Here is a 23,838-nt window from a genome sequence, read left to right as displayed (position 1 = left end):
CAACGACCGGCGGATCCAGGATCGGCAGACGCCGCCCACCGCGCGGGCGACTCCGACGGGATCCTCGACCGCCGCCGCATCCTGCTCGGCGGCAGCGCGCTCGCCGCCGCGATGGCGGGGACAGGGGCCGTGCCGGCGCGAGCCCAGCAGCCTGCCCCGGCGCCCCAGCCGGCGCCGCTCCGGCCCGCCGGCGCGGGCCGTCCCGTCAACATCCTGGTGATGTTCGGCGACGACGTCGGGCAATCGAACATCAGCGCCTACACCTTCGGCCTGGTGGGCTACCGCACGCCCAACATCGACCGGATCGCCCGCGAGGGCATGATCTTCACCGATTACTACGCCGAGCAGAGCTGCACGGCGGGCCGCTCCACCTTCATCACCGGGCAGGCGACCTTGCGCACCGGCCTGTCGAAGGTCGGCGTGCCCGGCGCGACGGTCGGGCTGCAGAAGGAGGACGTGACGCTCGCCGAACTGCTCAAGCCGCTCGGCTACGCCACCGGCCAATTCGGCAAGAACCACCTCGGCGACCGCGACGAGTTCCTGCCGACGAAGCACGGCTTCGACGAGTTCTTCGGCAACCTCTACCACCTCAACGCCGAGGAGGAGCCGGAGCAGCGGACCTATCCGCGCGACCCCGCCTTCCGCAAGCGGTTCGGGCCGCGCGGCGTCCTGCGCGCCTCGGCCGATGGCCGGATCGAGGATACCGGCCCGCTGACCCGCAAGCGCATGGAGACGATCGACGACGAGACCTCGGCGGCGGCGATCGACTTCATGCAGCGGCAGGTGCGGGCGAACACACCCTTCTTCTGTTGGTTCAACGCGACCCGGATGCACTTCCGCACCCATGTCGCCGAGAGCCGACGCAGCCCGCCGGGCCTGACCGCGCGCACGGAATACGCCGACGGCATGGTCGAGCATGACGGCCATGTCGGCCGGCTCCTGAAGGCGCTCGACGAGCTCGGCATCGCGAACGACACCATCGTGCTCTACACGACCGACAACGGCCCGCACCTGAATTCCTGGCCGGACGCGGCGGTCACGCCGTTCCGGAGCGAGAAGAACACCAACTGGGAGGGGGCCTTCCGGGTGCCCTGCATGATCCGCTGGCCGGGCCGCATCCAGGCGGCGTCGGCCTCGAACGAGATCGTCAGCGGCCTCGACTGGCTGCCGACCCTGATGGCCGCCGCCGGCGAGCCCGACATCGTCGCCAAGCTCCTGACGGGCTACGGCGTCGGCCCGCGGACCTTCCGGGTCCATCTCGACGGCTACAACCAGCTTCCCTACCTCACGGGACGGCAGGAGCGCGGGGCGCGCAACTCGTTCTTCTACTTCAACGACGACGGCGATCTCGTCGGACTGCGCTACGAGAACTGGAAGCTCGTGTTCGAGGAGCAGCGGGCGCTGGGAACCCTGCGGGTCTGGGCCGAGCCGTTTACCCGCCTGCGCGTCCCCAAGCTGTTCGACCTGCGGGCCGATCCGTACGAGCGCGCCGACGTCACGTCGAACACCTATTACGACTGGTTCCTGTCGCAGCCCTATCTCGTCTTCGCGGCGCAGGCCGAGGTCGCGAAGTTCCTGGCGACGTTCCGGGACTTCCCGCCGCGCCAGCGCGCCGCGAGCTTCAGCGTCGACCAGATCATCGAGCAGATGCAGAAGTCGATGGAGGCGTCGGGCCAATGACGCATGGCCGTTCCACCGGCAACGCGGACACGACAGAACGGAGCCGACCATGCGTCTTTCTCGACGGATCGCAGGACCTGTCCTCGTGGCATCGCTGATCGCGGTGATGCGGCCGCCGGCCGCGCTCGCCTGGCCCGGTCCCGTGCCCGCCACGGCTCCGGCGATGCGGGATTCCCATCTCGTCGTCGTCCGGGGCTTCGGCTGGGGCGGCCGCCACCGGGCCCACCGCGAGCGGGGAAACCGTTCGTCGGACCCGGGGCGGAAGACCGACAAGCGATAGACCGCGGGGGCCCTCGCCGCGCCCCTCACGGCCGGGCGGTCGCGGCGAGATCCCACACGGCGAGGCTCTTGTCGCGCCACCCGCCGCCGCCTTCCTCGCAGCGCTCGTCCAGGAGCCGCAGCGGCGGTCCCCAGGCGAAGGGCGCGCGCTCGAAATTGAGGGCGCGCCAATCGCCGTCCTCGCAATCCCGGTTGGCCTGCCACTGCGTGAAGGTCGTCGTGACGAGCCAGCGTGCGCCCGAGCGCCTGAAATTCGCCAGAGCCCCGTCGATGTTCGAGAAACTGAGATGAACGAGGCCGTCGCGGCACAGGATGGCATCGGCCTCCGGCAGCGTGTCGCGCGTGATGTCGGCGACGCGGAACTCGAATCCGGGCGGATGTTCGGTCCTGTTCCGGGCGATCAGGTCGGGCACGATGTCGACCCCGACGTAACGGATCGCGCCGAGATCGACGCCCACGATCCAGCCGGCATCGCCGCACGGCGCATCGAGCAGGGTCGCGACGCCCAATCCGTCGAGGAGGCCGGGCAGCCCGTCGCGGATCGCCCGCGTGGCACCCGCCTCCGAGCCGAGGCCCGATGCCGACGTCGCCGCGCCCCAGAGATTGTGGTCGTGGATGAACCGGAACCTGTCCTTCAGCGACAGGGAGGCCAAGGCCTCCCGACTCGCCAGGAACGTCTCATGGGCGAGGACGACGGGGCGGCCGTCGTCCGGCAGGCGCGGTCGGTCGTGCGGCATCATCGCGTCCTTGCGCGTCGGCGGGCCGGCCGGTGGTGACGGAAAGCCGAAGGCCACGCTCGAACAGGGTGCGCCGGCGGCCGCGCCGATGCGCGCATCGCTCCGGCGAAACGACCCGTTCAGGCGTAGCGGGCCGTGAAGGGTCGGGTCGCGATCGTTACCGCAATCGCGATCCTGCGCCTCGCGACTGACCCAGGCCGTTGCTCTTGGCCAGATCGGACCGGGTTTTCGCATAGGCCTCGCACACCATCGGATAATCGGCCGGCAACCCCCATTTCTGCCGGTATTCCTCGGCCGTGAGGCCGCGGCTCGTGAGGTGGCGCTTCAAGGCCTTATACTTCCGGCCGTCTTCCAGACTGATGATGTAATCGTAGCCCACCGTCTTCCTGATCGCCACGGGCGGCTGCGGGCGGACGGGCTCCGGTTCGGCCGGGGCGCTGAGCTTGCCGAGCGCCGCATGCGTCGTCGTGATCAGCCCCGGGAGGTCCGCGGCGGGCAGGCTATTCCTCGTCACATAGGACGAAACGATGCTGGCTGCGAGGCTAATCAGATCGTATCCAGAAGTGTCGATTTTTGTCATGCGGTATTACGATCCTGCGATTTCTGTCTCGGCATCACTCTTCCATTGGACGAATGCGTGAAAAATATCAAATAAAGTCATTCATGCCCTGTGGATTGCGCTCCGGACACGACAAATCCAGGTCGGATGCTGCGGCATGACGATGGCTCTTGCATAGACTTGGGCGCGGTCAGACCGACCTCGCGAAGGATCCCGGGACGAGCCGGCCCGTCCAGCGCGCGGGCGACGCTGTCGAACGACACGGAGGCGAGCGCCGAGGGCCGGCGATGTTGCCGTCTTTTCTCGCGGCATCTGGCGCATGCGGCACGGCTTGCGGTCGAGCAAGGGAGATGGAGTGTCCCGGCTCTTCGCGGGCGGTGTCCGCAGGGGAATCCAACCGAGCCCGTGCTTGCATGTCGCGCCGCACGCGATGCATCGATCCCGCCTGTACCTCTGCTATGCCGGATCGCGGCCGACGTCCCCAAGGTCAATGCAGCGGACGGGATTCCTCTCTGCAGTCCTTCATGTCACCAAGACAATGCCGCCTCCGCTCCGCCGGGCTTGCTCTGCAGAGAGGTGCCATCTCGATCAATATACTCCAATTTAGTATCCGCGGGCATGCGTGGGCCGGACTGCTCCGGTCAAGCAGCGAATCGCCCGTGAAACGGTGACGCGGCTGGAGACACCCCGGGCGGGAACCGCGCCGCTATCAAATGATAGCCACAGGCAGGGCGCGCGAAGCGATAATGCGCGAGAGAGCGAGCCTGGAGCCTCGCTTCCGGACTGAGCGATGATCGACCCGGTGACCGCAGCGCCTGTGGATCCAGGCGGCACCGACCTTCTCAGTGCCGACGAGCTTCGGCGGACCCTCGACGAGGTCGGCGTCTGCATCTGGTCGCTGGACGTGTCGCGGGGCCCGATCACGGTCTCGCCGGCCTGTGCCCGCCTCTTCGGCGTCCCGTCCGACCGTCTGACGACGTTCGCGGCGACCCAGGACCTCGTGCACCCCGACGACCGGCCCATGAGGGCCGAGGCGATCCGGCGCGCCCTGGCGGAGGGCGGCGCCTACGAGATCGTCTATCGCGTCGTGCGGCCCGACGGCGAGTGTTGCTGGTTGCGCTCGCGGGGCCAGGTGCACCTCGACGCCGACGGAAAACCGGTCCGGCACCGCGGCATCATCGTCAGCATCGACGAGCAGAAGCGGGTCGAGGCCGACCTGCGGGCCCGCGAGGCCCATCTGCGTTCCATCCTCGACACCGTGCCGGACGCGATGGTGGTCATCGACGAGGCCGGCCTGATCCACTCCTTCAGCGCCGCCGCCGAGCGCCTGTTCGGCTACGCGGCCGGCGAGGCGATCGGGCAGAACGTCCGGATCCTCATGCCCGAGCCGATGGGGTCCGAGCACGACGACTGCCTCGCCCGCTACCGCCGCACGGGGGAGCGCCGCATCATCGGCACCACCCGGGTGGTGACGGGGCGCCGGCGCGACGGCTCGACCTTCCCGATGGAGCTCGCCGTCGGGGAGATGCGCTCGGGGACGCAGGTCTTCTTCACCGGCTTCGTCGACGACCTGACCGAGTACCAGCGGATCCAGGCCCGCCTGCAGGAACTCCAGTCCGAACTGGTCCACGTCTCGCGCCTGAGCGCGATGGGCGAGATGGCCTCGACGCTCGCCCACGAGCTCAACCAGCCGCTCGGCGCCATCACCAACTACACCAAGGGGTGCCGCCGCCTCCTCGCCCATTCCGATCCCGGCTCCGTCGCCACGGCGGTCGAGGTCCTCGACAAGGTCGCCGAGCAGGCGCTGCGGGCCGGCCAGATCATCCGCCGCCTGCGCGACTTCGTGGCGCGGGGCGAGACCGAGCGCCGCGTCGAGCCGGTCGCGCGGCTGATCGAGGATGCCTGCGCGCTCGCCATGGTGGGCGCCCGCGAGCAGGGGGTTGCCTTGCGCCTCGCCCTCGACCGGCGGGCCGGCTCGGACCTGGCCGACCGGGTGCAGATCCAGCAGGTGCTGGTCAACCTGATCCGCAACGCCCGCGAGGCCGTGGCGCAGGGCCCCCGCCGCGAACTCGGCATCGCCGCGCGGCGCCTCGCGCCCGACAGGGTCGAGATCGCCGTCTCGGATACGGGGCCCGGCATCGCCGAGGACGTGGCCGGGCGCCTGTTCCAGCCCTTCGTCACCACCAAGCCCGGCGGCATGGGCGTCGGCCTCTCGATCTGCCGCACCATCACCGAGGCGCATGGCGGGCGACTGGAGGTCGAGCGCAACGCGTCCGGCGGCGCCACTTTCCGGCTGATCCTGCCGGCCGACCATGCCGGCGACGCGCGACGGGGATCGGGGCCATGACGATTGACCCCATGACGATTGATCCCAAGACGGCCGATCCCAAGACGGCCGACCCCAAGACGGCCGACCTGGTGCACGTCGTCGACGACGATCCCGCCATGCGGGATTCGCTCGCCTTCCTGCTCGACACCGCCGGTTACGCCGTGCGCCTCTACGCGACCGGCCTCGAACTGCTCGACCGGCTCGCGCGGTTCGCAGCGCCGGTCTCGGGCTGCGTCCTGACCGACATCCGCATGCCCGGCATCGACGGGCTGACCCTGCTCCGCCGCCTGCGCGAGGCCGGGAACCGACTGCCGGTGATCGTGATGACCGGCCACGGCGACGTTCCGCTCGCCGTCGAGGCGATGAAGCGCGGCGCGCGCGACTTCATCGAGAAGCCGTTCGACGACGAGGTGCTCCTGCGGGCCCTGCGCGCCGCCCTGGCTCCCGATCCGCCGGCCGCCGGCTCCGACCCGGCGGTGCAGGACTTCCTGCGGCGGGTCGCGACGCTCAGCGAGCGCGAGCGCCAGGTCCTCGACCGCCTGGTCGCCGGCGCGACCAGCAAGGAGATCGGCCGCGCCCTCGCCATCAGCCCGCGCACCGTCGAGATCTACCGGGCCAAGCTGATGGCCAAGACGCAGGCCGCCACCCTCCAGGACCTGGTGCGCCGGGCGGTGCTGGCCGGCCTCGCCTGAGCCGCTTGAGGCAGGTCAAGGCGGGCGGCCTCCGGGCGAACGAGGGTCGGATCACGCATCCGAGCCTCGTTCGCCACGGGGGGCCCCATGCCGAGCGCCATGCCGAGCCCCATCTCGACCCCTGCGCCGCGCCTCTCTCCCATCTACGTCGTCGACGACGATCCGGCGATCCTGCACTCGACCCGCTTCCTGTTCGAGTGCGAGGGGCACCGCGTCGAGACCTTCGCCAGCGGGCCCGAGCTCCTGTCGGCCTTCCCCGGACCGTGCCCGCTCTGCGTGCTGCTCGACCAGGTGATGCCGGGGATGGACGGGCTCGAGGTCTGCCGGCGCCTGCGGCTCCTCGATGCCGCCGTGCCGGTGATCCTGATCACCGGTCATCCCGACCCGCGCATCCGGGCCCGGGCCCGGGATGCCGGCGTGCCGCTCATCGACAAGCCGCTCGCCTTCGAGGCCTTCGTCGGCCTCCTCGCGGCCGGCCGCATCGCACCGGACCCTCACGGCCATGCATGACGGCGCTCGGCCCGCCCCGACCGGGCAGCCCGCCGCGGGACTTCGCGGGCGCGGCGGCTTTTCGCGGAGCGGCCCAGAGCGAGCCTCGGGAGGGCAGGGCGCGCTTTCCCCGTTCCGGCTGGAGGCCGAGCCTGACGGGCCCCACGTCCGGTGCCTTGATCCAGCGCAAGTGATTCTTGGCAAGTGATTCTTGGCAAGTGATTCTTGGCAAGTGATTCTTGGCGAGACGAGGCCGTAGGCGATGCAGACCGGCCGGGCGGGCAGCACGTAGACCCGGAGCAGGATCTGAAGGGCGCCTGCCCCCTCGACCCGGGCCGCATCGTCGAGCGCGCGGGACGGACTTGAAGGTCCGGCGCGGCAGGACGATGCCGAAGGCCGATTGCGGCCGCTCGGAGAGCTCGGCCGGCGTCGCGCTCCGATCGGTCCCGGGGCGGGGCACCTGCGTGACGCTGGGCAACCTCCCGGTGGTGCGGGCGCCGGTCCTCGACGGCGAGTGTGGCGCCGGCTCGACCCGCCCGCCGCCGTCCGCGGCCTGCGGGTGCTGCTGATCGAGGACGACGAGGCGGTGCTGACCGCGACCGCCAGTCTGCTGCGCAGATGGGGCTGCGAGGTCCAGGCCGAGCCGGGCATCCCAGCCGCGCTGACCGGCGTGGACCTGCTCGTCGCCGATTTCGACCTCGGCAACGGCGTCACCGGGGCCGAATGCATCGCGGCGGTGCGGCGGCTGGCCGGGCACGAGGTTCCCGTGGTGGTCATCAGCGGCCACGACGAGGCGCGGGTGCGCGAGGAGCGGGGCGCGCCGGACATGCCGATCCTGTCGAAGCCCGTCCGTCCGGCCGAGCTGCGCTCCGTCGTCGTCGCGAAGAGCATCGTGGCCAAGAGCATTCTGATCAGGGGCACGGCCGTAGGAGCCGGGTCCCCGGCCGCGTGACGCGGGCGTGCGGCCACCGCCTCCCGGATTCCGATTGCGTCTCCAGCCACGAAAGGATCGCGGCCTTGTTCTCACGTCTCAAGAGACGGGCGGACGGAATTGCGCTCACCTCTCTCGCCGCCGCCCTCGCCGACCCGGTCAACCGGGCCATGGGCGGCACCCTGTTCAATCTGCGGCTCGATCTCCTCGATGCCACCGACGGCAACGTGTGGTCTCTGACGGCCCGCCTGACCCGTCCGGAGGGGAATGTCGACGTGTCGTTGCTCGTGAGCCAGGACGGCGCCCGGCAACCCGGCGTGCTGCTGCAGGTCGTCGAGGGGCGCGCGATGAAGACGGGCCAGGTCGTCGTGGACGCCAAGGCGATGGGCGACGGCCTCGCGTCGTTCGGCCATGTCGCCCTCGACGGGATCCAGTTCGAGACCGACAGCGCCCCCTGAAGCCGGAATCCGATCCGACGCTCGCCCAGATGGCCGCTCTGCTCACGCGGGATGCGGCCCGGCAGGTCTACATCGTCGGCCATACCGACGCGTCGGGGACGCTCGATCACAACCTCACGCTGTCCCAGGCGCGCGCCGCCGCCGTCGCGAAGGCCTTGACCGGCCGGTTCGGCATCGATCCCGGCCGCCTCAATGCCAGGGGCGTCGGCCCCTACGCCCCGGTCGCCGGCAACGCCACCGAGGCCGGCCGGGCCAGGAACCGCCGGCTGGAGCTGGTCGAGAAGTAGGCGCGAGGGGAGACGCCCAAGCGGACTTGCGTTGGCAAGCCAACGCTTCCTCCGCTGAGATCCTTTTTGTGTCGCAGGTTTTTATCGCAAAACCGGTGGCCGCTTTTGCGAAACCTGCTTAGCGTACCACGGGGCCGACATCCTTCGATCCTGCGCCCAACGATGAGATCCCCGTCTCAGGACGGCGGCCGGAGGAGACCGGCGATGGTGCCGGTGCCGTTACCGCGCCTCGCCGGGCGGAGGGGCGGGGAGCACGGTGGTGTAGTTGGCCGGAACCCAGCCGAACCGTCCGTCCTCGGCCCGGATGTGGCCGAGACCCGGGAACGAGATGTGGGCGGCGGCGATCCAGGCGCCGGTGCGGGCCGCCTCCGAGAACAGCGCCTCGCGCCGCCCCTCGGCGCCCGCACCGTCGCTGTCGTAGGTCACCGTGACCTGCGGATCGGGGAACTGGATCGGCGCCACGTGGACGATGTCGCCCCAGACCAGGAGCGTCTCGCCCCCGCTCGACACCCGGTAGGAGCTGTGCCCCGGCGTGTGCCCCGGGGTGGCGATCGCCACGAAGCCCGGCAGGATTTCACCGTCGCCGTCGAACGGCACCAGCCGTCCGGCGTCGCGGTAGGGCTCGAGCGCGGCCTGGGCGCCCTTGAACATCGGCAGGAGGAACGGGGGTGCTGCCGCCTCGTTGCCCGGCTTCAGCCAGTAATCGGCATCGCGGCGGCTGACACGGATCGTCGCGTTCGGAAAGACGGCCCTCCCGTCATGCATGATCCCGCCGACATGGTCCGCGTGCAGATGGGTCAGCAGCACCTCGTCGACCGCCTCCGGGGCGTAGCCGGCGGCGCGCAGGTTCGCCACGAGCTTGCCGCAGCAGGCACCGTAGAGGTCGCCCGCGCCCGCATCGATCAGCACGAGCCGCGACCCGGTATTGACCAGGAACGCGTTGATCGAGCCCTCGAAGGGCAGCGCGAGGAAGTCTCGCGCGAGCCGGCTCTCCGCCTCGCCCGGCCGGACCTCGGAGAGGAGGGCGCGCGGGCCGGCGCCGTCGCGGGGGCGCTGGAGCACGGTCGGGATCGGAAAGGTGTGGGTGCCGTCGAGGAGGGCCGTCACCTCGAAGCGCCCGAGCATCATGCGGTAGAAGCCCGGCGCCTGCCGCGCCACCTGGGGCGCCGTCGCGCGCGCGTCGCCGGACGGTCCCGCCAGGACCAGCCCGAGGGCCAGGGCGCAGGCGCCGCCGAGGCGCCGGAGGATGCCGGCCGCGGCACCGCCTTCGTCCGGCCCGGTCACGGCCGCTCCCCCGTTCCGGCCGGCTCGTCCCCGGGGACGGGGATCGCGAAGCCGTTCAGGGTCACCGAGACGAAGCAGTAATGGCCGACGAGATAGATCAGTTCGTTGGCGCCCGCCTGGCCGAACAGCGCCACGGCGCGCCGGTAGGTCGGTTCCGGCAGGACCCCACCCCTGGTCAGCGCCCGGGCGACGTCGAACGCCGTCGCCTCCTCGTCGGTAAGGTCCGGCGGCCGCTCGCCCGCGGCCAGGGTCGCGAGGCGCTGGTCGCTCATGGCGTGGCGGGCCTGCGCGACCGCCCCGTGCGCATAGATCTCGTAGGCGGCCCCGAACCGCGCGCCGACCGCCAGGATCGCGACCTGCCGCGCCGCGTCGGGCAGGATCTGGAACGCCGTCATCGCCCGGGTGACCGTCCAGAATGCCGCGCCCACCTCGGGCTGGTGCAGCCACGCGTTCCAGGGCCCGAGGAGCGCACCGTCGTTCCGCAAGGTGGTGAAGAGATCGTACTTGGCGGCGACGCCCGACCTCATGTCGTCGTAGAGCGGGCGCTGCCTGTCAGTCAGGTCCGCGGGAGCGATCGGGGGGAGGCGCATCCGGGGATTCTCCTCATCGGCCGCCATGGGCGCGACCGTCCCGGCGGCTTAACGTGGTGGCTCCGGGCCGGCTTGTACGGGATCGCCCTCGATTGGACGTTCGGAGCGGCGCGGAGGCCGCGGAACGTCGATGCCGGCGACGCCCGAACCGTATCGCGGCCCTCGCCACGCCGGCCCTCTCCGGCTCGACGGCGTCGTCGACTCCATGCCCGGTCGGCTCGACCGGAACGGTGATTGACAGTCCACCCAAATGAGCGAAGCATGGAAGGTGCTCAGTTCGCAGCGGCGTCATCGACGGGTGCCGGGTGGCTGTGCATGGCGATACTTCGGCTGGACGATCGCCGGCCTCGACACGCGCTCGGCGTGAGCGGAGATGCGGCACCACCGGGTGTGCGTCCGCGCCCGGTCGCACGGCGATGCTCCGGGTCCCCGATCGTTCCGCAGGGTCTCCGACGACCCGGCCCTCCGCCGCGTCGGACGAGGCTCCGGGGTCCCGCGCAGGTCATGGTGATGTCCAGGGCTGATCCGCGCCGCTCGCTGTTCGCGAAGTACTTCGCCGTCCTGTTCGCGGCGGTGGCATTGCCGCTCTTCGCGAGCGGCGGCCTGGAGGCGTGGTTCGGCTATCGCGACCGGCGCGACCAGCTGCATGCGCTGCTCGCCCTGGAGGCGCGCGACGCCGCCTTCCGCATCCAGGGCTTCCTCGACCTCATCCGCGGCCAGCTCGGCTGGATGGTGCAGCTGCCCTGGCCCGCCGCCGTCGAGGACAGCCAGCGTCTCGATGCGCTCCGCCTGCTGCGGCAGGTGCCGGCGGTCGCGGAGCTCACCCTCGTCGACGGGGACGGCCGCGAGCGGCTGCAGGTGTCGCGGGTCAGCCTCAACCGCACCGGGAGCGGCGCCGACCGCTCGGCCGACCCGGCCGTGGCGGGCGCCCGGACGGCCAAAGCCTGGTACGGGCCGGTGACCTACCACCGTGGCTCCGAGCCGTTCATGACGGTGGCGGTGGCGGGCAACCGCGCCTCGGTCGGCGTCGCGGTGGCGGAGATCAACCTCAAGCTGATCCGGGAGGTGATCTCGGGGATTCGCGTCGGCGAGACCGGGCAGGCCTTCGTCCTCGACGGGCCGGGCCGGCTCGTCGCCCATCCCGACCTCAGCCTCGTGCTGCGGGGCGCCGACGATCCCGCGTCGCGCCGCCTGGCGAGCCTGCGCACGGTCGCACGCAGCGCCGGGGGCATCGCGACGGGCGTGGAGGCCGGCGGGCGCCGCGTCGTCGCCGCGACGGCGATGGTCCCGGGCGTCGACTGGACGGTGGTGGTGATGCAGCCTGTCGCCGAGGCGTTCGAGCCGATCTCCCGGGCACTCCTGCGCACCGGCGCGCTGATCCTCCTCGGCATCGCCTTCGCGGCGTCCCTCGCCTACGGGCTGGCCCGGCGGATGACCGGGCCGATCCGGCTGCTCGAGCACGGCACGGAACGGATCGGCGCCGGGGATTTCGGGCACCGCATCGCGATCGGCTCGGCGGACGAGCTCGGCCGGCTCGCCGCGCGGTTCAACGCGATGGCGGGCGAGCTCGCGCTGTCGCAGGAGCGGCAGGAGCGCATCGGGCGTCTGCGCCGCTTCCTCGCTCCGCAGGTGGCCGAGCTCGTCGACCGCTGCGGCGACGACGGCGTGCTCGACGGGCGCCGGGTCGCGGTCGCGGTGATCTTCGGCGACCTGCGCGGCTTCACGGCGTTCTCGGCCCGCTCGCCCCCGGAGACGGTGATCGAGGTGCTCGACACGCTCTTTGCGGCCTTAGGGAGCGCGATCACCGCGCATGGCGGCACCCTGGTCTCCTTCACCGGCGACGGTCTGATGGCGCTGGTGAACGCGCCGGTGCCGGCGCCGGACCCGGCTTTCACGGCGGTGCAGCTCGCGATCGCCATGCAGGATGCGGTCCGGCCGCTCGCCGCGACCTGGACGGCGAGGGGCTACGGCATCGGGTTCGGGATCGGCGCCGCGATGGGGCCCGCGACCGTCGGGCGGATCGGCTACGAAGGCCGCTCCGACTACACGGCGGTCGGGCCGGTGGTGAACCTGGCGGCCCGCCTCTGCGCCGCGGCGGCGGATGCCCAGATCCTGATCGACGCGGCCCTGGCCGAGGCCGTGCGCGGCCGCTGCGCCGTCACGGCGCTGGGCGCGCTGCCGCTGAAGGGACTGGCCGGTGAGGTGCCGGTCTTCGGCGTCGCGTGCGGCGCCTGACGGTGGATCATTCGATGACGGTGTCGGCGCTGCCGAGGAGCCCGGGCGGGACGGTCACGCCGAGGGCGGCGGCGGCCTGGAGGTTGACGAACAGCTCGACCTTCGTGACGAGCTGCACCGGCAGGTCGGACGGCCGCTCGCCCTTGAGGACCCGGCCGGCATAGAGCCCGGCCAGCCGGTGCGTCTGCGTGAAGTCGCCGCCATAGCTCATCAGGCCGCCCGCGAGGGGGAAATCCCGCGTCTGCGTGACCGCCGGTACGGCGTGCCGGCGGGCGAGGGCGGCGAGCCGCCGGCTGCGTAGCGCGAAATAGGGATCGGAGGTGAAGACGAGGCCCGCGGGCCGTAAACCCGCCGCCCCGGCGAAGACCGGCTCGAACTCCGCCTCGCTGCCGATCGGCGAGGTCCGGAGCCGCACGCCGAGGGTCTCGGCGGCCTCGTGCAGGGATCGCAGCTGCCCGGGCGCGGTCGGGCTCGTCGGATTGTAGGCGACCGCCATCGTGGCGGCGGACGGCACGGCCTCGTGCAGGAATTCCAGCCGCTTGCGCGACACCTCCACGCTCAGGCTGGATACGCCCGTGACGTTGCCGCGCGGGCGCGCCAGATCCTGAACGACCCCGAGCGCGACGGGATCGCCGCCCATCTCGAACACGATCGGGATCGTCGCGGTGGCGGCCTTCGCGGCGAGTGCGGTCGGCGCCCCGCCGGGCGCGGCGAGGACCGCGACCCGGCGCGCAACCAGGTCCCGCGCGAGCCCGGGTAGCCGCTCGTAGTGCCCGTCCGCCCAGCGGAAATCGATCGCGACGTCGCGTCCCTCGACGAAGCCCGCCTCGGCCAGGCCTTCGCGGAAGGCGGCGAGCCGGCTCGCGAAGGGCTCGGGCGATTCGGGGCCGAGATAGCCGACGACCGGCAAGGCCGGCTGCCCGCCGGCCGCGCCCGGAAGGGCGAGCGCGGTCGCGAGCCCGGCGATCACGTCCCGTCGGTTCGCCTGCCGGAACAGGAGGCCTCTCCTGTCGAACGGCCGTTGCGGCGTCATCGCAGGACATCCGAGGAGTTTCGATCTCGAGGCCGGAGCATAGCCGCAATGGCTCGGGGATGCGATCGGAATCGCTGCCGATCGGGGAGGGGATCACCGTCGGCACGCCGTCGAAGGCCCAGGTCGGACCGGCGCTCACTCGGGGCGCTCACTCGGAGAGACGACGAGCCATCCTGTCGATCGGGGGGCGAGCGGGCATTCCAGGCCGTGCCGTCGGGCGGCCCCCGCAACCTGGCGCCGGTGCCCGAACCCGCGGCGGCCCCCATCCGGCCGCGCGACCGTGGCCGGGACGCACTACCTCGCTGAGGCCCGGAGCGGCTACATCACGGCTATGCTCTGCGTCCTCAAGCACGTCCTGATCGAGTACGGCCCCGACCGCGACGCGCATATCGATGCGGCGGTGCGTGCCATCCTGGAGGCCTTCCCCGAGGCCTCGCTCGAGGTGGCCCAGGGCCTGCTCGACGATGATCTCCTGATCGAAGCGCGCATCCCGCTGCGCCGTGCGCACGAATGGCCGGCCGTGAGCCGCATCGCGCATGCGGTGCAATTCGACAGCCGCGACGTGCCGGATCCGGAGATGTCGATCGAATAGACGTTGATAAGTTGAATCAATGCAGAATTTCGACTGCACTATCTAACCGTTAGGCAATAAGAAACTTAGCATACGTTATTTTTCTTGCTCAGGCAGATTTGTCGAAATGGCGCGATCCTGGCTTTGCTCGTGAGGCGAGGTCATGGGAGTGTTTTCGAGCGTGCGGCCTCGGGCCCGGCGCATTCGGGAGACCGGTGGCGAGGACCTGCCGGGGATTTCGGGGAGCCCTCGGCACGGCGCGCATGGTCGAGGGCGCGGCACGCAACGCCGGCTCCGAGGTGCCGATGGAACCCGCCCGCAGGATCGAGAGTCCGTCACGGCATGCGTCATGGGCCCGGCTCTCGCGGTCGCTCCGCTCTACTGCGATCGGCCTGGGGCTCGCGGTCGCGGCCGGGCCGGCGACGGCGGGCCTCTCGGGCTACCAGGGAGCCTGGGTTCTGGCCGGGCGCGACTGCGCCGAGGTCTACGCCTCCGCCGGGCGAAGCCTGTCGTTCCGCAAGCCGATCGACCTCTTCGCCCCCGCCTTCATCGTCTCCGGCCAGCGCCTGAGGACGCCGATGGCCTCGTGCCGCATCAAGGCGGTCCGGACCGTTCAGGGCCGCGACCATCTCGACCTCGACTGTGCGAACGCCGTCGCCGTCAACGACGTCAAGGTCATCATGGCGGCCACGCCCGACGGAAACTTGACGCGGTACTACAGCGACGAGGATCCGACGGGCATCGCGTATCGGCGCTGTTCGGCGCAGGCAAGCCGGACTTCCGCAAAGTAAAGGGCGTGGCATCGCACGGCCTCGCCCGCCCCGCTCGCCCCCTGGAAGGATGGTCCCAGGGGGCGCTCGCCCTTGCCGCCAGGCGATCGGGGGCTGGGAGGCTTGGTCGACCTTCGCCGCTTCCGGCGCGGTCAGTACGTGCCGAACTTGTAGTTCAGGGCGGCGCGCACCACGCCGAACCCGTTATCGTTGCGGTTGCCGTTGGCGAGCAGCAGGACCGTGTTCGTCGGCGCGTTGTAGCCGACAGCTCCGAGCCCGACGGCGGTGTTGTTGCGCCGGTCGTTGCTGATGTTCACGTACATGCCCTCGACGCGGGCGGTCCAGGTGTTGGTGAAGGCGTATTCGACGCCGCCGCCGACCGTGTAGCCGGTCCGGATGTTGCTGGTGCAGTTCAGCAGGCCGTTCCCGCAGATGCCTTTGTCGAGGCTGCCCTCGCCGTAGGCGAGGCCGCCCGTGACGTAGACGAGGGTGCGGTCGATGGCGTAGCCGAGCCTGCCCCGGAACGTGCCGTACCAGTCGAGCGTCCCGAGTACGCCGCGCGGAACGAGGATCGTTCCCGGCGGCAATCCGGGGCCGGTCGCCGTGATGAAGAACGGAGCCGCCGGAACGCCCCCGAATCCGCGCCGGCCGTTGTTTCCGGCAAGCCCCTGGATGTCGGCCTCGGCACCCACGACGAAGCTGCCGACCTGCCAGTTGTAGCCGATCTGCCCGCCGCCGGCGAAGCCGCTCGTGGTGGTGTTGCCGTTCCGCACGCCGGCGCCGGCCGGGACCAGGAAGGTGCCGGAGGTTGCCGCGAAGGCCGGCCCTGCCGCCGCGAAGGTACCCACGGGAGCGACGGCGGCGACGGCAGCGGTACGGTTCTCTTGCGACGAGAACGCCCCGCCCGCATTGACGCCGACGTAGAACCCCGTCCAGGAGAAGATCGGGACCGGGATTGGCGCCGGCGGAGGGGCCTGGGGCGGCAAGTCGGCAGCAAATACAGCACCTGAAGCTGCGAGTACCACCGTCGATGTCAGTAGAGCATTCTTTAACATTTGCACACACCTCCGTTTCAGGTCCGATACGGTCGGACCGACGGCGCATGAGGCTTCTGCCGTGGATAGCTTTGCAAGTGCAATTTGGCAACAGTGTTCGCTGTGTTGATGGATATTGATGCAGAAACGATGGTTTTAGCGGTTGCATTCAAGTTTTTTTATCATATGATGTTTGACGGACGATGGAGCTTGCTATCGGGCGAGATTGCGGCCCGGTCCATGAAGCCGGCTGCCGCCGTGCGGCGGCGCACCGCCCCGCTGTCCCGTTCGATCAAGCCGGCCCGGCGCGACTCGCCACACTGTCGAGCCGCCCTCCGCATGAGGACGGCCCTGCGGCGAGGGCGATCATGCATCAAGGTTCAGGTCACCGTCCGGCGGGTCCCCGTCTCCTCGGTCCCGGCCTCGTCCCGGCGCTGGTCCTGGCGCTCGTCGTCGCGCCCGCCGCCCGCTCCGAGCCCGATCCCGCCGCCCTGACCGTCGGCACCGTCGCTGCCCAGCACAAGGCCATCGACAAGCCCCTCGACTTCGTCGGCCGGATCGAGGCGCCGGCCCGCGTCGAGGTGCGGGCCCGGGTCGTCGGCTACCTCGACGCCGTCCTGTTCAAGGAGGGCGAGGTCGTGCGGGAGGGCATGCCGCTCTATCGTATCGAGCCCGACCTGTTCGAGGCCGCGGTGAAGCAGGCCGAGGGCGCGCTGGAGCGCCGCCGCGCCGCCGAGACCCTGGCGGCGATCCAGCTCCAGAGGGCCCAGGACCTCCTCGACCGCAATTCCGGCACGGTGGTCGCCCGCGACCAGGCCCGCGCCGCCCTCGACCAGGCGAAGGGCGCCGTCACGGGCGACGACGCCACCCTGAGGACCGCGCGGATCAACCTCGGCTACACGAGGATCGCGGCTCCCATCGCCGGCCGGATCGGCCGGACCAGCGTGACCAAGGGCAACGTGGTCGGCCCCGACAGCGGCGTGCTGACGACCATCGTCAGCCAGGATCCGATGTACGTCACCTTCCCGGTGAGCCAGCGCGAGTTCCTGCGGATGCGCCAGGGCGGTCCGATGCCGGAGCGCAGCCGGATCGCCGTGCGGGTCCGCTTCCAGGACGGCACGACCTACGACCAGGTCGGGCGCATCAACTTCGTCGACATCAGCGTCGACCGCACCACCGACACGGTGCCGGTGCGTGCCGGCCTGCCGAACCCGGCGGGCGCCCTGCGGGACGGGCAGCTCGTCCAGGTCGCGCTCCAGACCGGGACGCCCGAGGAGAAGGTGGTGGTGCCGCAAGGCGCGCTCATCGCCGACCAGGGCGGCGTCTACGTCTTCGTGGTCGAGGACGGCCGCGCGGTGGTCCGGCGGGTGAGCGTGGCGTCGGGCGGCAGCGGCGGCGAGGCGGTGATCGAGGCCGGCCTCTCTGGCGGCGAGCGCGTCATCGTCGAGGGGCTGCAGCGCGTGCGCCCCGGCATCCCGGTGCTGTCGGTGCCGGCCGGGCAAGTCACGGGTAGAACCTGACCGGAAGGACCTGATCCGATGCTCTCCGCGATCTTCGTCGACCGGCCGCGCCTGGCGGTGGTGATCGCCATCGTCACGGCGATCGCCGGCGGGCTCGCTTTGCTGGCGATCCCGGTGGCGCAGTATCCCGACATCGTGCCGCCCCAGGTCTCGGTGACGACGACCTATCCGGGCGCCGCCGCCGACGTGGTCGAATCGACCGTGGCGCAGCCGATCGAGTCGCAGGTCGTCGGCGTCGACAAGATGATCTACATGAAGAGCGTGAGCGGCAACGACGGCAGCTACACGCTCACCGCCTCGTTCGAGCTCGGCACCGATCCCGACATCAACGCCGTCAACGTCAACAACCGGGTCCAGATCGCGCTGGCGAAGCTCCCCGAGGACGTGCGCAAGCAGGGCGTCACGGTCAAGAAGAAGTCCTCGGCCCTGCTCGGCGTGCTGGCGGTCTACTCGCCGAGGGCGATCCAGGATCCGCTGTTCATCTCGAACTACGTCACCATCAACCTGCTCGACCGGATCCGCAGCACGCCGGGCGTGGGCGACGCGACCCTGTGGGGACCGCAGGACTACGCGATGCGGGCCTGGATCCGCACCGACCAGCTCACCGGCCTCAACCTGACCACCGGCGACGTCATCGGGGCGATCAAGGCGCAGAACGTCCAGGCGCCGGTCGGCCGCATCGGCGCCCGGCCGATCTCGGACGAGCAGCAGCTCCAGCTCAGCATCCAGACGCAAGGACGGCTCACCTCGCCCGAGCAGTTCCGCAACATCATCCTGCGCACCAACCCGGACGGCTCGCTCCTGCGCCTCGGCGACGTCGCGAGGGTCGAGCTCGGCGCGGCGAGCCTCGACCGCGAGACCCGGCTCAACGGCAGCCCGGCCACCGTCATCGCGATCTACCAGTCGCCCGGCGCCAACGCGATCGCGACGCTCAAGGAGGTCACCGCGAGGGTCGCGGCCCTGGCCAAGGCCTTTCCCGAGGGCCTCGAATGGAAGGTCACCTACGATCCCACCGCCTTCATCGCCGAGACGGTGCACGAGGTGCAGAAGACCCTGGTCGAGGCCTTTATCCTCGTGGTGATCGTGGTGTTCCTGTTCCTGGGCAGCCTGCGGGCGACCCTGATCCCGACGATCGCCGTGCCGGTGAGCCTGATCGGCACCTTCATCGCCCTGAAGGCGATCGGCTACTCGGCGAACTCTGTCTCGCTGCTCGCCCTGGTGCTCGCCATCGGCATCGTGGTCGACGACGCCATCGTGGTGGTCGAGAACGTCGAGCGGGTGATGGAGGAGCATCCCGAACTCTCGCCCCGCGAGGCGACGAAGCGCGCCATGGCGGAGATCACCGCGCCGATCGTCGCCATCACCCTGGTGCTGCTCTCGGTCTTCGTGCCGGTCGCCTTCGTGCCGGGCATCTCGGGCGAGCTGTTTCGCCAGTTCGCGGTCGCGGTCGCGGTCTCGATGCTGCTCTCGGCGATCAACGCGCTCACCCTCTCGCCCGCGCTCTGCGGCGTGCTCCTGCGGCCCCATCACGGGCCGCGGCGCGGCATCATGGGCTTCGTCATGCGGAGCATCGACGCCGTGCGCGACGGCTACGGTGCGGCGGTCGCCCGCATCGTGCGCCTGTCGGTCCTCGGCCTCGTCGTCACCCTCGCGGCGGCCTGGGGCATTGTGCAGTTGGCGCGGATCACCCCCACGGGGTTCCTGCCGGAGGACGACCAGGGCGCCTTCTTCGTCGTGGTGCAATTGCCCGAGGGCGCCGCGGTCGGCCGCACCGCCGACGTCGCGGCCAGCGCCGAGGCGATCCTGCGCGAGGAGCATGCGGTGGCCGACGTGACCACCGTGGTCGGGCTCAACTTCATCGACAACTACTCGCAGAGCAGCGCCGCCTTCATGGTCGTGACGCTCAAGGGGTTCGAGGAGCGAAAAGGCGCGGGCGACGGCGCCGCCGCGCTGATCGCCCGGCTCGGCCAGCGTTTCCGCGAGATCCCGGGCGGCCTCGTCGTCCCGCTGGCGCCCCCGCCGATCATCGGGCTCGGCACCGGCGGCGGCTTCGCCTACGTGCTGGAGGACCTGCGCGGCGGCGATCCGCGCGAACTCGCCCAGGTGCTGCGCGGCCTCATCGTCGCGGCCAACCAGGAGCCGAAGCTCAGCCGCGTGTTCAGCACCTTCTCGGCGACGAACCCGTCCGTCTTCCTCGATATCGACCGCAACAAGGTCCAGATCCTCGGCGTCTCCCTCGACAGCGTGTTCCAGGCGCTTCAGGCCTCGCTCGGCGGCTACTACGTCAACGACATCAACCTGTTCGGCCGGACCTGGCAGGTCCAGGTCCAGGCCGAGGCGACCGATCGCCGGAGGATCGACGACATCTACCGCATCAACGTGCGCAACAAGGACGGCGAGATGGTGCCCCTGCGCAGCCTCGCCGAGGTGCGCATCGTCGTCGGACCGCCCGCGCTCATCCGCTACAACAACCTGCGCGCCGTGACGGTGCAGGGCGGGCCGGCCCCGGGCGTCTCGTCGGGCCAGGCGCTCGCCGCCATGGAGGCGGTCGCGGCCCGCACCCTGCCGTCGGGCTTCGGGGCTGAATGGACCGACACCGCCTTCCAGGAGAAGCGTGCCGAGGGCAAGACCGCGATCATCCTCGCCTTCGCGGTCTCGTTCGCCTTCCTGTTCCTGGTCGGGCTCTACGAGAGCTGGACGATTCCCGTGCCGGTGCTGCTCTCGGTGACCGTCGGCATCGTCGGCGCCTACGCGGCGATGGTCTGGGGCGGGCTCACCCTCGACCTCTACGCCCAGATCGGCATGGTGGTGCTGATCGGACTGGCTGCCAAGAACGGCATCCTCATCGTCGAGTTCGCCAAGGAGCAGCGCGAGCACGGCGTGCCGCTGCGCGAGGCCGCCACCGAGGGGGCGCGGCTGCGGTTCCGGCCGGTGATGATGACCTCCTTCGCCTTCATCCTCGGCCTGCTGCCCCTCGTCGTCGCCACCGGCGCCTCGCAGCTCGCCCGCAAGAACGTCGGCACGCCGGTCTTCGGCGGCATGATCGCCGCCTCCTTCCTCGGCATCTTCGTGATCCCGCCGCTCTACGTCGTGTTCCAGAGCCTGCGCGAGCGGGCCTGGAGCCTCCTCGGCGGCAGGACGACGGAGCCGTCGCCGCCGAAGGAGCCGGAGGGCGCCCCGGGGCGCGCGCCGGAGCACCTGCCCGCGGAATAGAGGAGGACCCGCCATGGACGAGACCGACCCGGGCCTGCTGGCGGAGGTGCCCGACGCCCCGATCGCGACCGAAGCGGGCGAGCGGCTCAAGCGCAAGGTCTACGAGCGCGAGCTTCGCAAGCTCCAGGTCGAGCTGTGCCACATGCAGGCCTGGGTGCGGGCGACCGGCGCGCGCATCATCGTGGTCTTCGAGGGCCGCGACGCGGCCGGCAAGGGCGGCACCATCAAGGCGATCACCGAAGCGGGTCAGCCCCCGGGTGTTCCGGGTCGCGGCCCTGCCCGCGCCCTCGGACCGGGAGAAGAGCCAGCTCTTCCTCCAGCGCTACCTCGCGCATTTCCCGGCCGGCGGCGAGGTCGTGATCTTCGACCGCTCCTGGTATAATCGAGCCGGGGTCGAGACCGTGATGGGCTTCTGCGGCGAGGCGGAGCGGGCGCGTTTCCTCTCCCTGTGCCCGCAGGTGGAGCGGTTCATCACCGGCGGCGGCATCCAGCTCGTCAAGTTCTGGCTGGAGGTGGGGCGCGCGGAGCAGAAGCGGCGCTTCGAGGCGCGCATCGACGATCCGCTGCGTCAATGGAAGCTGAGCCCGATGGATCTCGAATCCTACCGGCGCTGGTACGACTATTCCCGCGCCCGCGATGCGATGCTGGCCGCCACCGACAGCGACGACCTGCCCTGGTACGTGGTGCGCTCGGACGACAAGCGGCGGGCGCGGCTCAACTGCATCGCCCATCTCCTGCACCTCGTCCCGTACAAGCGGCTCAAGGCCGAGCCGGTGACGCTGCCCAAGCGCGACAAGGCGCATGCCTACGACGACACCCTGCGCGACCGTCGCTTCGTGCCCGAGCGATACTGATCCGCCCTCCGGGAGACGATGCCCGGAAGACGGATCGTCGGTCCGACGGCGCTCATACGATGCGTCTCATCGTCGAGCCGAAGACGATTGCATAACCGGCCTCGCACCGTCGAGGGGCATCCGAATGGCGCGGTAAACCCCTCTCCTGCTGCGCCCTCGCAGGTCGTGGACGCTACGCCATGCGCCTGATGGCGATCGCGGGCTTCAGGTTCGGTCCTCGCAGGATCGACACGAGGCGCCAAATCAAGGTGCCGCCATCGGGGACGGTCGCATCGGGACTATCGAGGAACTTCACGCCTCTGATGATCGGCTTGCCGTCTGCACCCAGCACGTAATACTGCCACACAGAATAAGCCGGCTTCGCGCCCAGGTCCTCGGCCAGGAAATACTCACCGGCCGGATAATGCATATGGACCCCTCGCCCCTTAAACGGGCCGGTGTAGGTCGCGCTGAACGAAGTTGCGGACGCGTTCGGTGGCGCCGTCACCTCGAAATCGAATTTGCTCACGTTGGGAATCGCACCCGTCGGAGCGATCCTGTTCGCCTCCCGAAGGACATCGATGACCTTCTGAGTGCCGGTGAGGGGCACCGATGCCCCGAAAAAAATTCCCACCACGCTGAGCTGAATAGCCATCGGTTGCGCGCTCCTCTCACGGCTCGATCTCTGCAAAACGGCCGGCGTTTATTGTCGTGGATTGCAGGCCAGCGGAGACGTGGCGGATATTATGCAAATAAATTAACGCTTGAATAGGCATTAACTGCTATTTTCATATTTTGTAAGGAAATCGATCTTTTTTCTGACAGTCGGCGGGTACTCATAGACAGTATTTTCGGCAAATCATTTTTTCCTTATGCGGACACAACACGGGAAGTTGTTGCAAGAGGGCGCAACTGTGCGATTATACCGACATGCTTGTCGGCTATGCGCGCATCTCGATCATCGACCGGAGCCTGGACCTGCAGCGGGACGCGCTGTCCCGCGCCGGCTGCGCGACGATTTTCGAGGAGACGACAACCGGCAAGGCCGGCGCGCGGCGCCTGGAATTCGAGGCCGCCCTCGCCTCGTTGCGCCCCGGCGACGTGCTGGTGGTCTGGAGGCTCGACCGACTCGGCCGCTCCCTGGTCGAGTTGATGCGCACCATCGACGGCTTGCGCCGGCAGGGCGTAGTGTTCCGCAGCCTGACCGAGGAGTTCGACAGCGGCACCGCACATGGACAGTTCGTTCTCCAGATGCACGGGGCGATGGTCGAGTCCTACATCCATCTCAATCGCGAGCGCACCCTCGAGGGTTTGAAAGCTGCCGTCGCCCGGGGCCGCAAGGGGGGCGGCCGAAGGCACTCGGCGAGGCGGATCTCGAAGTGGGGCGGGCGCTGCTGGCCGCCGGCGACATCTCGGTCGCGGCGATCGCCAAGCGGCTCGGCGTCAGCCGGTACACATTCTACCAGTATTTCCCGCAGGCGCGGACGCGCAGCCAGATTGCAGCTCGGAACGGCCGACCGAGTGGCCGGGGCGCCCTCACAGCCTGAGGCTCGCCCCGATCTCCTCCAGCCGCCCGATCGAGACGTCGCAGCGCGCCTGGTGGTCGAGATCCGCCGAGCTGTCCCGCTCGAGGCGGATCTCCTCGATCTCGGCCGCGATCCGGTCGGCGGTCATCTCCTCGACCGCCGTCACGCGCTCCGCCAGGATCGTGACCCGCGTCGCCCCACCCTCGGCCGCGATCTCGGCGAGGCCGCCGCTGACATAGGCCCGGCGGCCGGTCCCGGTCGCGTCGGTGGCGAAGACGATCCCGGCATGGAGCAGGGTGACGAGGGGCACGTGGCCGGGAAGGACCGTCATCTCGCCGTCGGCGCCCGGCAGCAGCACCGACCGGACCTCGCCCGAGAACACGATCCGCTCGGGCGACACGAGTTCCGCGACAAGACCTGCCATGCTCCCCCCCTCACGCCATGATGCCGAGGCCGCCGTCGACGTAGACGGTCGAGCCGGTGAGACGGGCGGCGTAGGGCGTCGTCAGGAAGGCGGCGGTGAGGCCGACATCGTCGATGTCGACGAGTTCGCCGATCGGCGCGCGCTGGATCGCCTCGTTGAGGAGAAGGTCGAAATTCTTGAGGCCCGAGGCGGCGCGCGTCTTGAGGGGGCCGGGCGACACGGCGTGGACGCGGATACCGCGGTCGCCGAGCTCGTAGGCGAGGTAGCGCACGGCGCTCTCCAAAGCCGCCTTGACCGGCCCCATCAGGTTGTAGTTCGGCACGACCTTGGTGGCGCCGTGGTACCTCATGGTCAGGAGCGTGCC

At 70.3% G+C, this 23,838-nt stretch carries 21 protein-coding genes and 3 pseudogenes; 15 read left to right on the top strand and 9 right to left on the bottom strand.

Annotated elements, in window-relative coordinates:
* The first annotated feature begins 111 nt into the window (after window positions 1–111).
* Entirely contained in the window at window positions 112–1,680 is a 1,569-nt protein-coding gene (locus AC3AOF_RS30335; protein WP_488349458.1) for an arylsulfatase, read from the top strand.
* An 85-nt stretch (window positions 1,681–1,765) separates the two neighbouring features.
* Window positions 1,766–1,960 (top strand): hypothetical protein, encoded by a 195-nt coding sequence (locus AC3AOF_RS30330; RefSeq protein WP_488349309.1) that lies wholly within the window; start codon window positions 1,766–1,768, stop codon window positions 1,958–1,960.
* 25 nt (window positions 1,961–1,985) lie between these two features.
* Here AC3AOF_RS30330 and AC3AOF_RS30325 read toward each other — a convergent pair whose 3' ends face one another.
* Window positions 1,986–2,696 carry a class I SAM-dependent methyltransferase gene (locus tag AC3AOF_RS30325; RefSeq protein ID WP_488349308.1) on the bottom strand — a complete coding sequence of 237 codons (711 nt, stop codon included), beginning with the start codon at window positions 2,694–2,696 and terminating at the stop codon, window positions 1,986–1,988.
* A 157-nt stretch (window positions 2,697–2,853) separates the two neighbouring features.
* Window positions 2,854–3,276 carry a Ros/MucR family transcriptional regulator gene (locus AC3AOF_RS30320; RefSeq protein ID WP_488349307.1) on the bottom strand — a complete coding sequence of 141 codons (423 nt, stop codon included), beginning with the start codon at window positions 3,274–3,276 and terminating at the stop codon, window positions 2,854–2,856.
* Window positions 3,277–4,045: 769 nt separating this feature from the next.
* Here AC3AOF_RS30320 and AC3AOF_RS30315 point away from each other — a divergent pair.
* The 6 genes from AC3AOF_RS30315 to AC3AOF_RS30290 all read left to right on the top strand — a co-directional run bounded on the left by AC3AOF_RS30315 (window position 4,046) and on the right by AC3AOF_RS30290 (window position 8,441).
* Window positions 4,046–5,602: a PAS domain S-box protein gene (locus AC3AOF_RS30315; RefSeq protein WP_488349306.1), complete on the top strand. Its 1,557-nt coding sequence runs from the start codon at window positions 4,046–4,048 to the stop codon at window positions 5,600–5,602.
* Between the two features lie 11 nt (window positions 5,603–5,613).
* Window positions 5,614–6,276 (top strand): response regulator FixJ, encoded by a 663-nt coding sequence (fixJ, locus tag AC3AOF_RS30310; RefSeq protein WP_236993523.1) that lies wholly within the window; start codon window positions 5,614–5,616, stop codon window positions 6,274–6,276.
* Window positions 6,277–6,375: 99 nt separating this feature from the next.
* Window positions 6,376–6,786 carry a response regulator transcription factor gene (locus tag AC3AOF_RS30305; protein WP_236993079.1) on the top strand — a complete coding sequence of 137 codons (411 nt, stop codon included), beginning with the start codon at window positions 6,376–6,378 and terminating at the stop codon, window positions 6,784–6,786.
* Between the two features lie 493 nt (window positions 6,787–7,279).
* Window positions 7,280–7,717: a response regulator gene (locus AC3AOF_RS30300; protein ID WP_488349305.1), complete on the top strand. Its 438-nt coding sequence runs from the start codon at window positions 7,280–7,282 to the stop codon at window positions 7,715–7,717.
* Between the two features lie 65 nt (window positions 7,718–7,782).
* The gene (locus tag AC3AOF_RS30295) at window positions 7,783–8,154 is read left to right on the top strand and encodes a hypothetical protein (protein WP_488349304.1); all 372 of its coding nucleotides are present in this window, start codon (window positions 7,783–7,785) and stop codon (window positions 8,152–8,154) included.
* Window positions 8,155–8,183: 29 nt separating this feature from the next.
* Complete coding sequence (locus AC3AOF_RS30290; protein WP_488349303.1) at window positions 8,184–8,441, top strand: OmpA family protein; 258 nt, start codon at window positions 8,184–8,186, stop codon at window positions 8,439–8,441.
* A 219-nt stretch (window positions 8,442–8,660) separates the two neighbouring features.
* Here the strand turns inward: AC3AOF_RS30290 and AC3AOF_RS30285 are convergent, their stop codons facing one another.
* On the bottom strand, window positions 8,661–9,725 hold the full coding sequence (locus AC3AOF_RS30285; RefSeq protein ID WP_488349302.1) for an MBL fold metallo-hydrolase: 1,065 nt from the start codon (window positions 9,723–9,725) through the stop codon (window positions 8,661–8,663).
* Window positions 9,722–10,315 carry a carboxymuconolactone decarboxylase family protein gene (locus AC3AOF_RS30280; protein ID WP_488349301.1) on the bottom strand — a complete coding sequence of 198 codons (594 nt, stop codon included), beginning with the start codon at window positions 10,313–10,315 and terminating at the stop codon, window positions 9,722–9,724. Before AC3AOF_RS30280 ends, AC3AOF_RS30285 begins: the two co-directional genes overlap by 4 nt.
* Before the next feature lie 510 nt (window positions 10,316–10,825).
* On the opposite strand from AC3AOF_RS30280, the gene AC3AOF_RS30275 reads away from it, so the two are divergent.
* Window positions 10,826–12,550 carry a cache domain-containing protein gene (locus AC3AOF_RS30275; protein WP_488349300.1) on the top strand — a complete coding sequence of 575 codons (1,725 nt, stop codon included), beginning with the start codon at window positions 10,826–10,828 and terminating at the stop codon, window positions 12,548–12,550.
* A 7-nt stretch (window positions 12,551–12,557) separates the two neighbouring features.
* On the opposite strand, the gene AC3AOF_RS30270 is transcribed toward AC3AOF_RS30275, so the two are convergent.
* Window positions 12,558–13,583: an ABC transporter substrate-binding protein gene (locus AC3AOF_RS30270; protein ID WP_236993085.1), complete on the bottom strand. Its 1,026-nt coding sequence runs from the start codon at window positions 13,581–13,583 to the stop codon at window positions 12,558–12,560.
* Window positions 13,584–13,863: 280 nt separating this feature from the next.
* Here AC3AOF_RS30270 and AC3AOF_RS30265 point away from each other — a divergent pair, with 280 nt between their 5' ends.
* Entirely contained in the window at window positions 13,864–14,175 is a 312-nt protein-coding gene (locus AC3AOF_RS30265) for a hypothetical protein (RefSeq protein ID WP_488349299.1), read from the top strand.
* Window positions 14,176–14,417: 242 nt separating this feature from the next.
* Complete coding sequence (locus tag AC3AOF_RS30260; protein ID WP_488349298.1) at window positions 14,418–14,945, top strand: hypothetical protein; 528 nt, start codon at window positions 14,418–14,420, stop codon at window positions 14,943–14,945.
* Window positions 14,946–15,076: 131 nt separating this feature from the next.
* Here the strand turns inward: AC3AOF_RS30260 and AC3AOF_RS30255 are convergent, their stop codons facing one another.
* A complete protein-coding gene (locus AC3AOF_RS30255) occupies window positions 15,077–15,910 on the bottom strand; it encodes an outer membrane protein (RefSeq protein WP_236993087.1) in 834 nt (277 codons plus the stop codon).
* Between the two features lie 416 nt (window positions 15,911–16,326).
* On the opposite strand from AC3AOF_RS30255, the gene AC3AOF_RS30250 reads away from it, so the two are divergent.
* From AC3AOF_RS30250 to ppk2, 3 genes and pseudogenes are all read left to right on the top strand, one after another.
* A complete protein-coding gene (locus AC3AOF_RS30250) occupies window positions 16,327–17,478 on the top strand; it encodes an efflux RND transporter periplasmic adaptor subunit (protein WP_488349297.1) in 1,152 nt (383 codons plus the stop codon).
* An 18-nt stretch (window positions 17,479–17,496) separates the two neighbouring features.
* A complete protein-coding gene (locus AC3AOF_RS30245) occupies window positions 17,497–20,691 on the top strand; it encodes an efflux RND transporter permease subunit (protein WP_488349296.1) in 3,195 nt (1,064 codons plus the stop codon).
* A gap of 13 nt (window positions 20,692–20,704) precedes the next feature.
* Window positions 20,705–21,545: pseudogene (gene ppk2, locus AC3AOF_RS30240) on the top strand (polyphosphate kinase 2).
* Between the two features lie 172 nt (window positions 21,546–21,717).
* On the opposite strand, the gene AC3AOF_RS30235 reads toward ppk2, so the two are convergent.
* Complete coding sequence (locus AC3AOF_RS30235; protein WP_488349295.1) at window positions 21,718–22,179, bottom strand: hypothetical protein; 462 nt, start codon at window positions 22,177–22,179, stop codon at window positions 21,718–21,720.
* A gap of 275 nt (window positions 22,180–22,454) precedes the next feature.
* Between AC3AOF_RS30235 and AC3AOF_RS30230 the strand changes: the two are divergent.
* A pseudogene (locus AC3AOF_RS30230) lies at window positions 22,455–23,071 on the top strand (recombinase family protein).
* On the opposite strand, the gene atpC reads toward AC3AOF_RS30230, so the two are convergent.
* Together atpC and AC3AOF_RS30220 are read right to left on the bottom strand one after the other, a co-directional pair.
* A complete protein-coding gene (gene atpC, locus AC3AOF_RS30225) occupies window positions 23,061–23,474 on the bottom strand; it encodes an ATP synthase F1 subunit epsilon (protein ID WP_488349294.1) in 414 nt (137 codons plus the stop codon). The pseudogene AC3AOF_RS30230 and the gene atpC overlap by 11 nt on opposite strands.
* Window positions 23,475–23,484: 10 nt before the next feature.
* A pseudogene (locus tag AC3AOF_RS30220) lies at window positions 23,485–23,838 on the bottom strand (SDR family oxidoreductase); the annotation flags it as partial.

The sequence above is a fragment of the Methylobacterium sp. 142-1Y genome, from assembly GCF_057747795.1.
The sequence above is the reverse complement of the archived record's forward strand: the minus strand, read 5'-3'. Positions and strand labels throughout refer to the sequence as shown.

What these genes read in the sequence shown, in the direction of transcription:
- AC3AOF_RS30335 (WP_488349458.1), top strand. Translation starts at nt 112, where the DNA reads ATGGCGGGGACAGGGGCCGTGCCGGCGCGAGCCCAGCAGCCTGCCCCG.
- AC3AOF_RS30325 (WP_488349308.1), bottom strand. Translation starts at nt 2,696, where the DNA reads ATGCCGCACGACCGACCGCGCCTGCCGGACGACGGCCGCCCCGTCGTC.
- AC3AOF_RS30320 (WP_488349307.1), bottom strand. Translation starts at nt 3,276, where the DNA reads ATGACAAAAATCGACACTTCTGGATACGATCTGATTAGCCTCGCAGCC.
- AC3AOF_RS30315 (WP_488349306.1), top strand. Translation starts at nt 4,046, where the DNA reads ATGATCGACCCGGTGACCGCAGCGCCTGTGGATCCAGGCGGCACCGAC.
- fixJ (WP_236993523.1), top strand. Translation starts at nt 5,614, where the DNA reads ATGACGATTGATCCCAAGACGGCCGATCCCAAGACGGCCGACCCCAAG.
- AC3AOF_RS30305 (WP_236993079.1), top strand. Translation starts at nt 6,376, where the DNA reads ATGCCGAGCCCCATCTCGACCCCTGCGCCGCGCCTCTCTCCCATCTAC.
- AC3AOF_RS30290 (WP_488349303.1), top strand. Translation starts at nt 8,184, where the DNA reads ATGGCCGCTCTGCTCACGCGGGATGCGGCCCGGCAGGTCTACATCGTC.
- AC3AOF_RS30280 (WP_488349301.1), bottom strand. Translation starts at nt 10,315, where the DNA reads ATGCGCCTCCCCCCGATCGCTCCCGCGGACCTGACTGACAGGCAGCGC.
- AC3AOF_RS30275 (WP_488349300.1), top strand. Translation starts at nt 10,826, where the DNA reads ATGTCCAGGGCTGATCCGCGCCGCTCGCTGTTCGCGAAGTACTTCGCC.
- AC3AOF_RS30270 (WP_236993085.1), bottom strand. Translation starts at nt 13,583, where the DNA reads ATGACGCCGCAACGGCCGTTCGACAGGAGAGGCCTCCTGTTCCGGCAG.
- AC3AOF_RS30260 (WP_488349298.1), top strand. Translation starts at nt 14,418, where the DNA reads ATGGTCGAGGGCGCGGCACGCAACGCCGGCTCCGAGGTGCCGATGGAA.
- AC3AOF_RS30250 (WP_488349297.1), top strand. Translation starts at nt 16,327, where the DNA reads ATGCATCAAGGTTCAGGTCACCGTCCGGCGGGTCCCCGTCTCCTCGGT.
- AC3AOF_RS30245 (WP_488349296.1), top strand. Translation starts at nt 17,497, where the DNA reads ATGCTCTCCGCGATCTTCGTCGACCGGCCGCGCCTGGCGGTGGTGATC.
- AC3AOF_RS30235 (WP_488349295.1), bottom strand. Translation starts at nt 22,179, where the DNA reads ATGGCTATTCAGCTCAGCGTGGTGGGAATTTTTTTCGGGGCATCGGTG.
- atpC (WP_488349294.1), bottom strand. Translation starts at nt 23,474, where the DNA reads ATGGCAGGTCTTGTCGCGGAACTCGTGTCGCCCGAGCGGATCGTGTTC.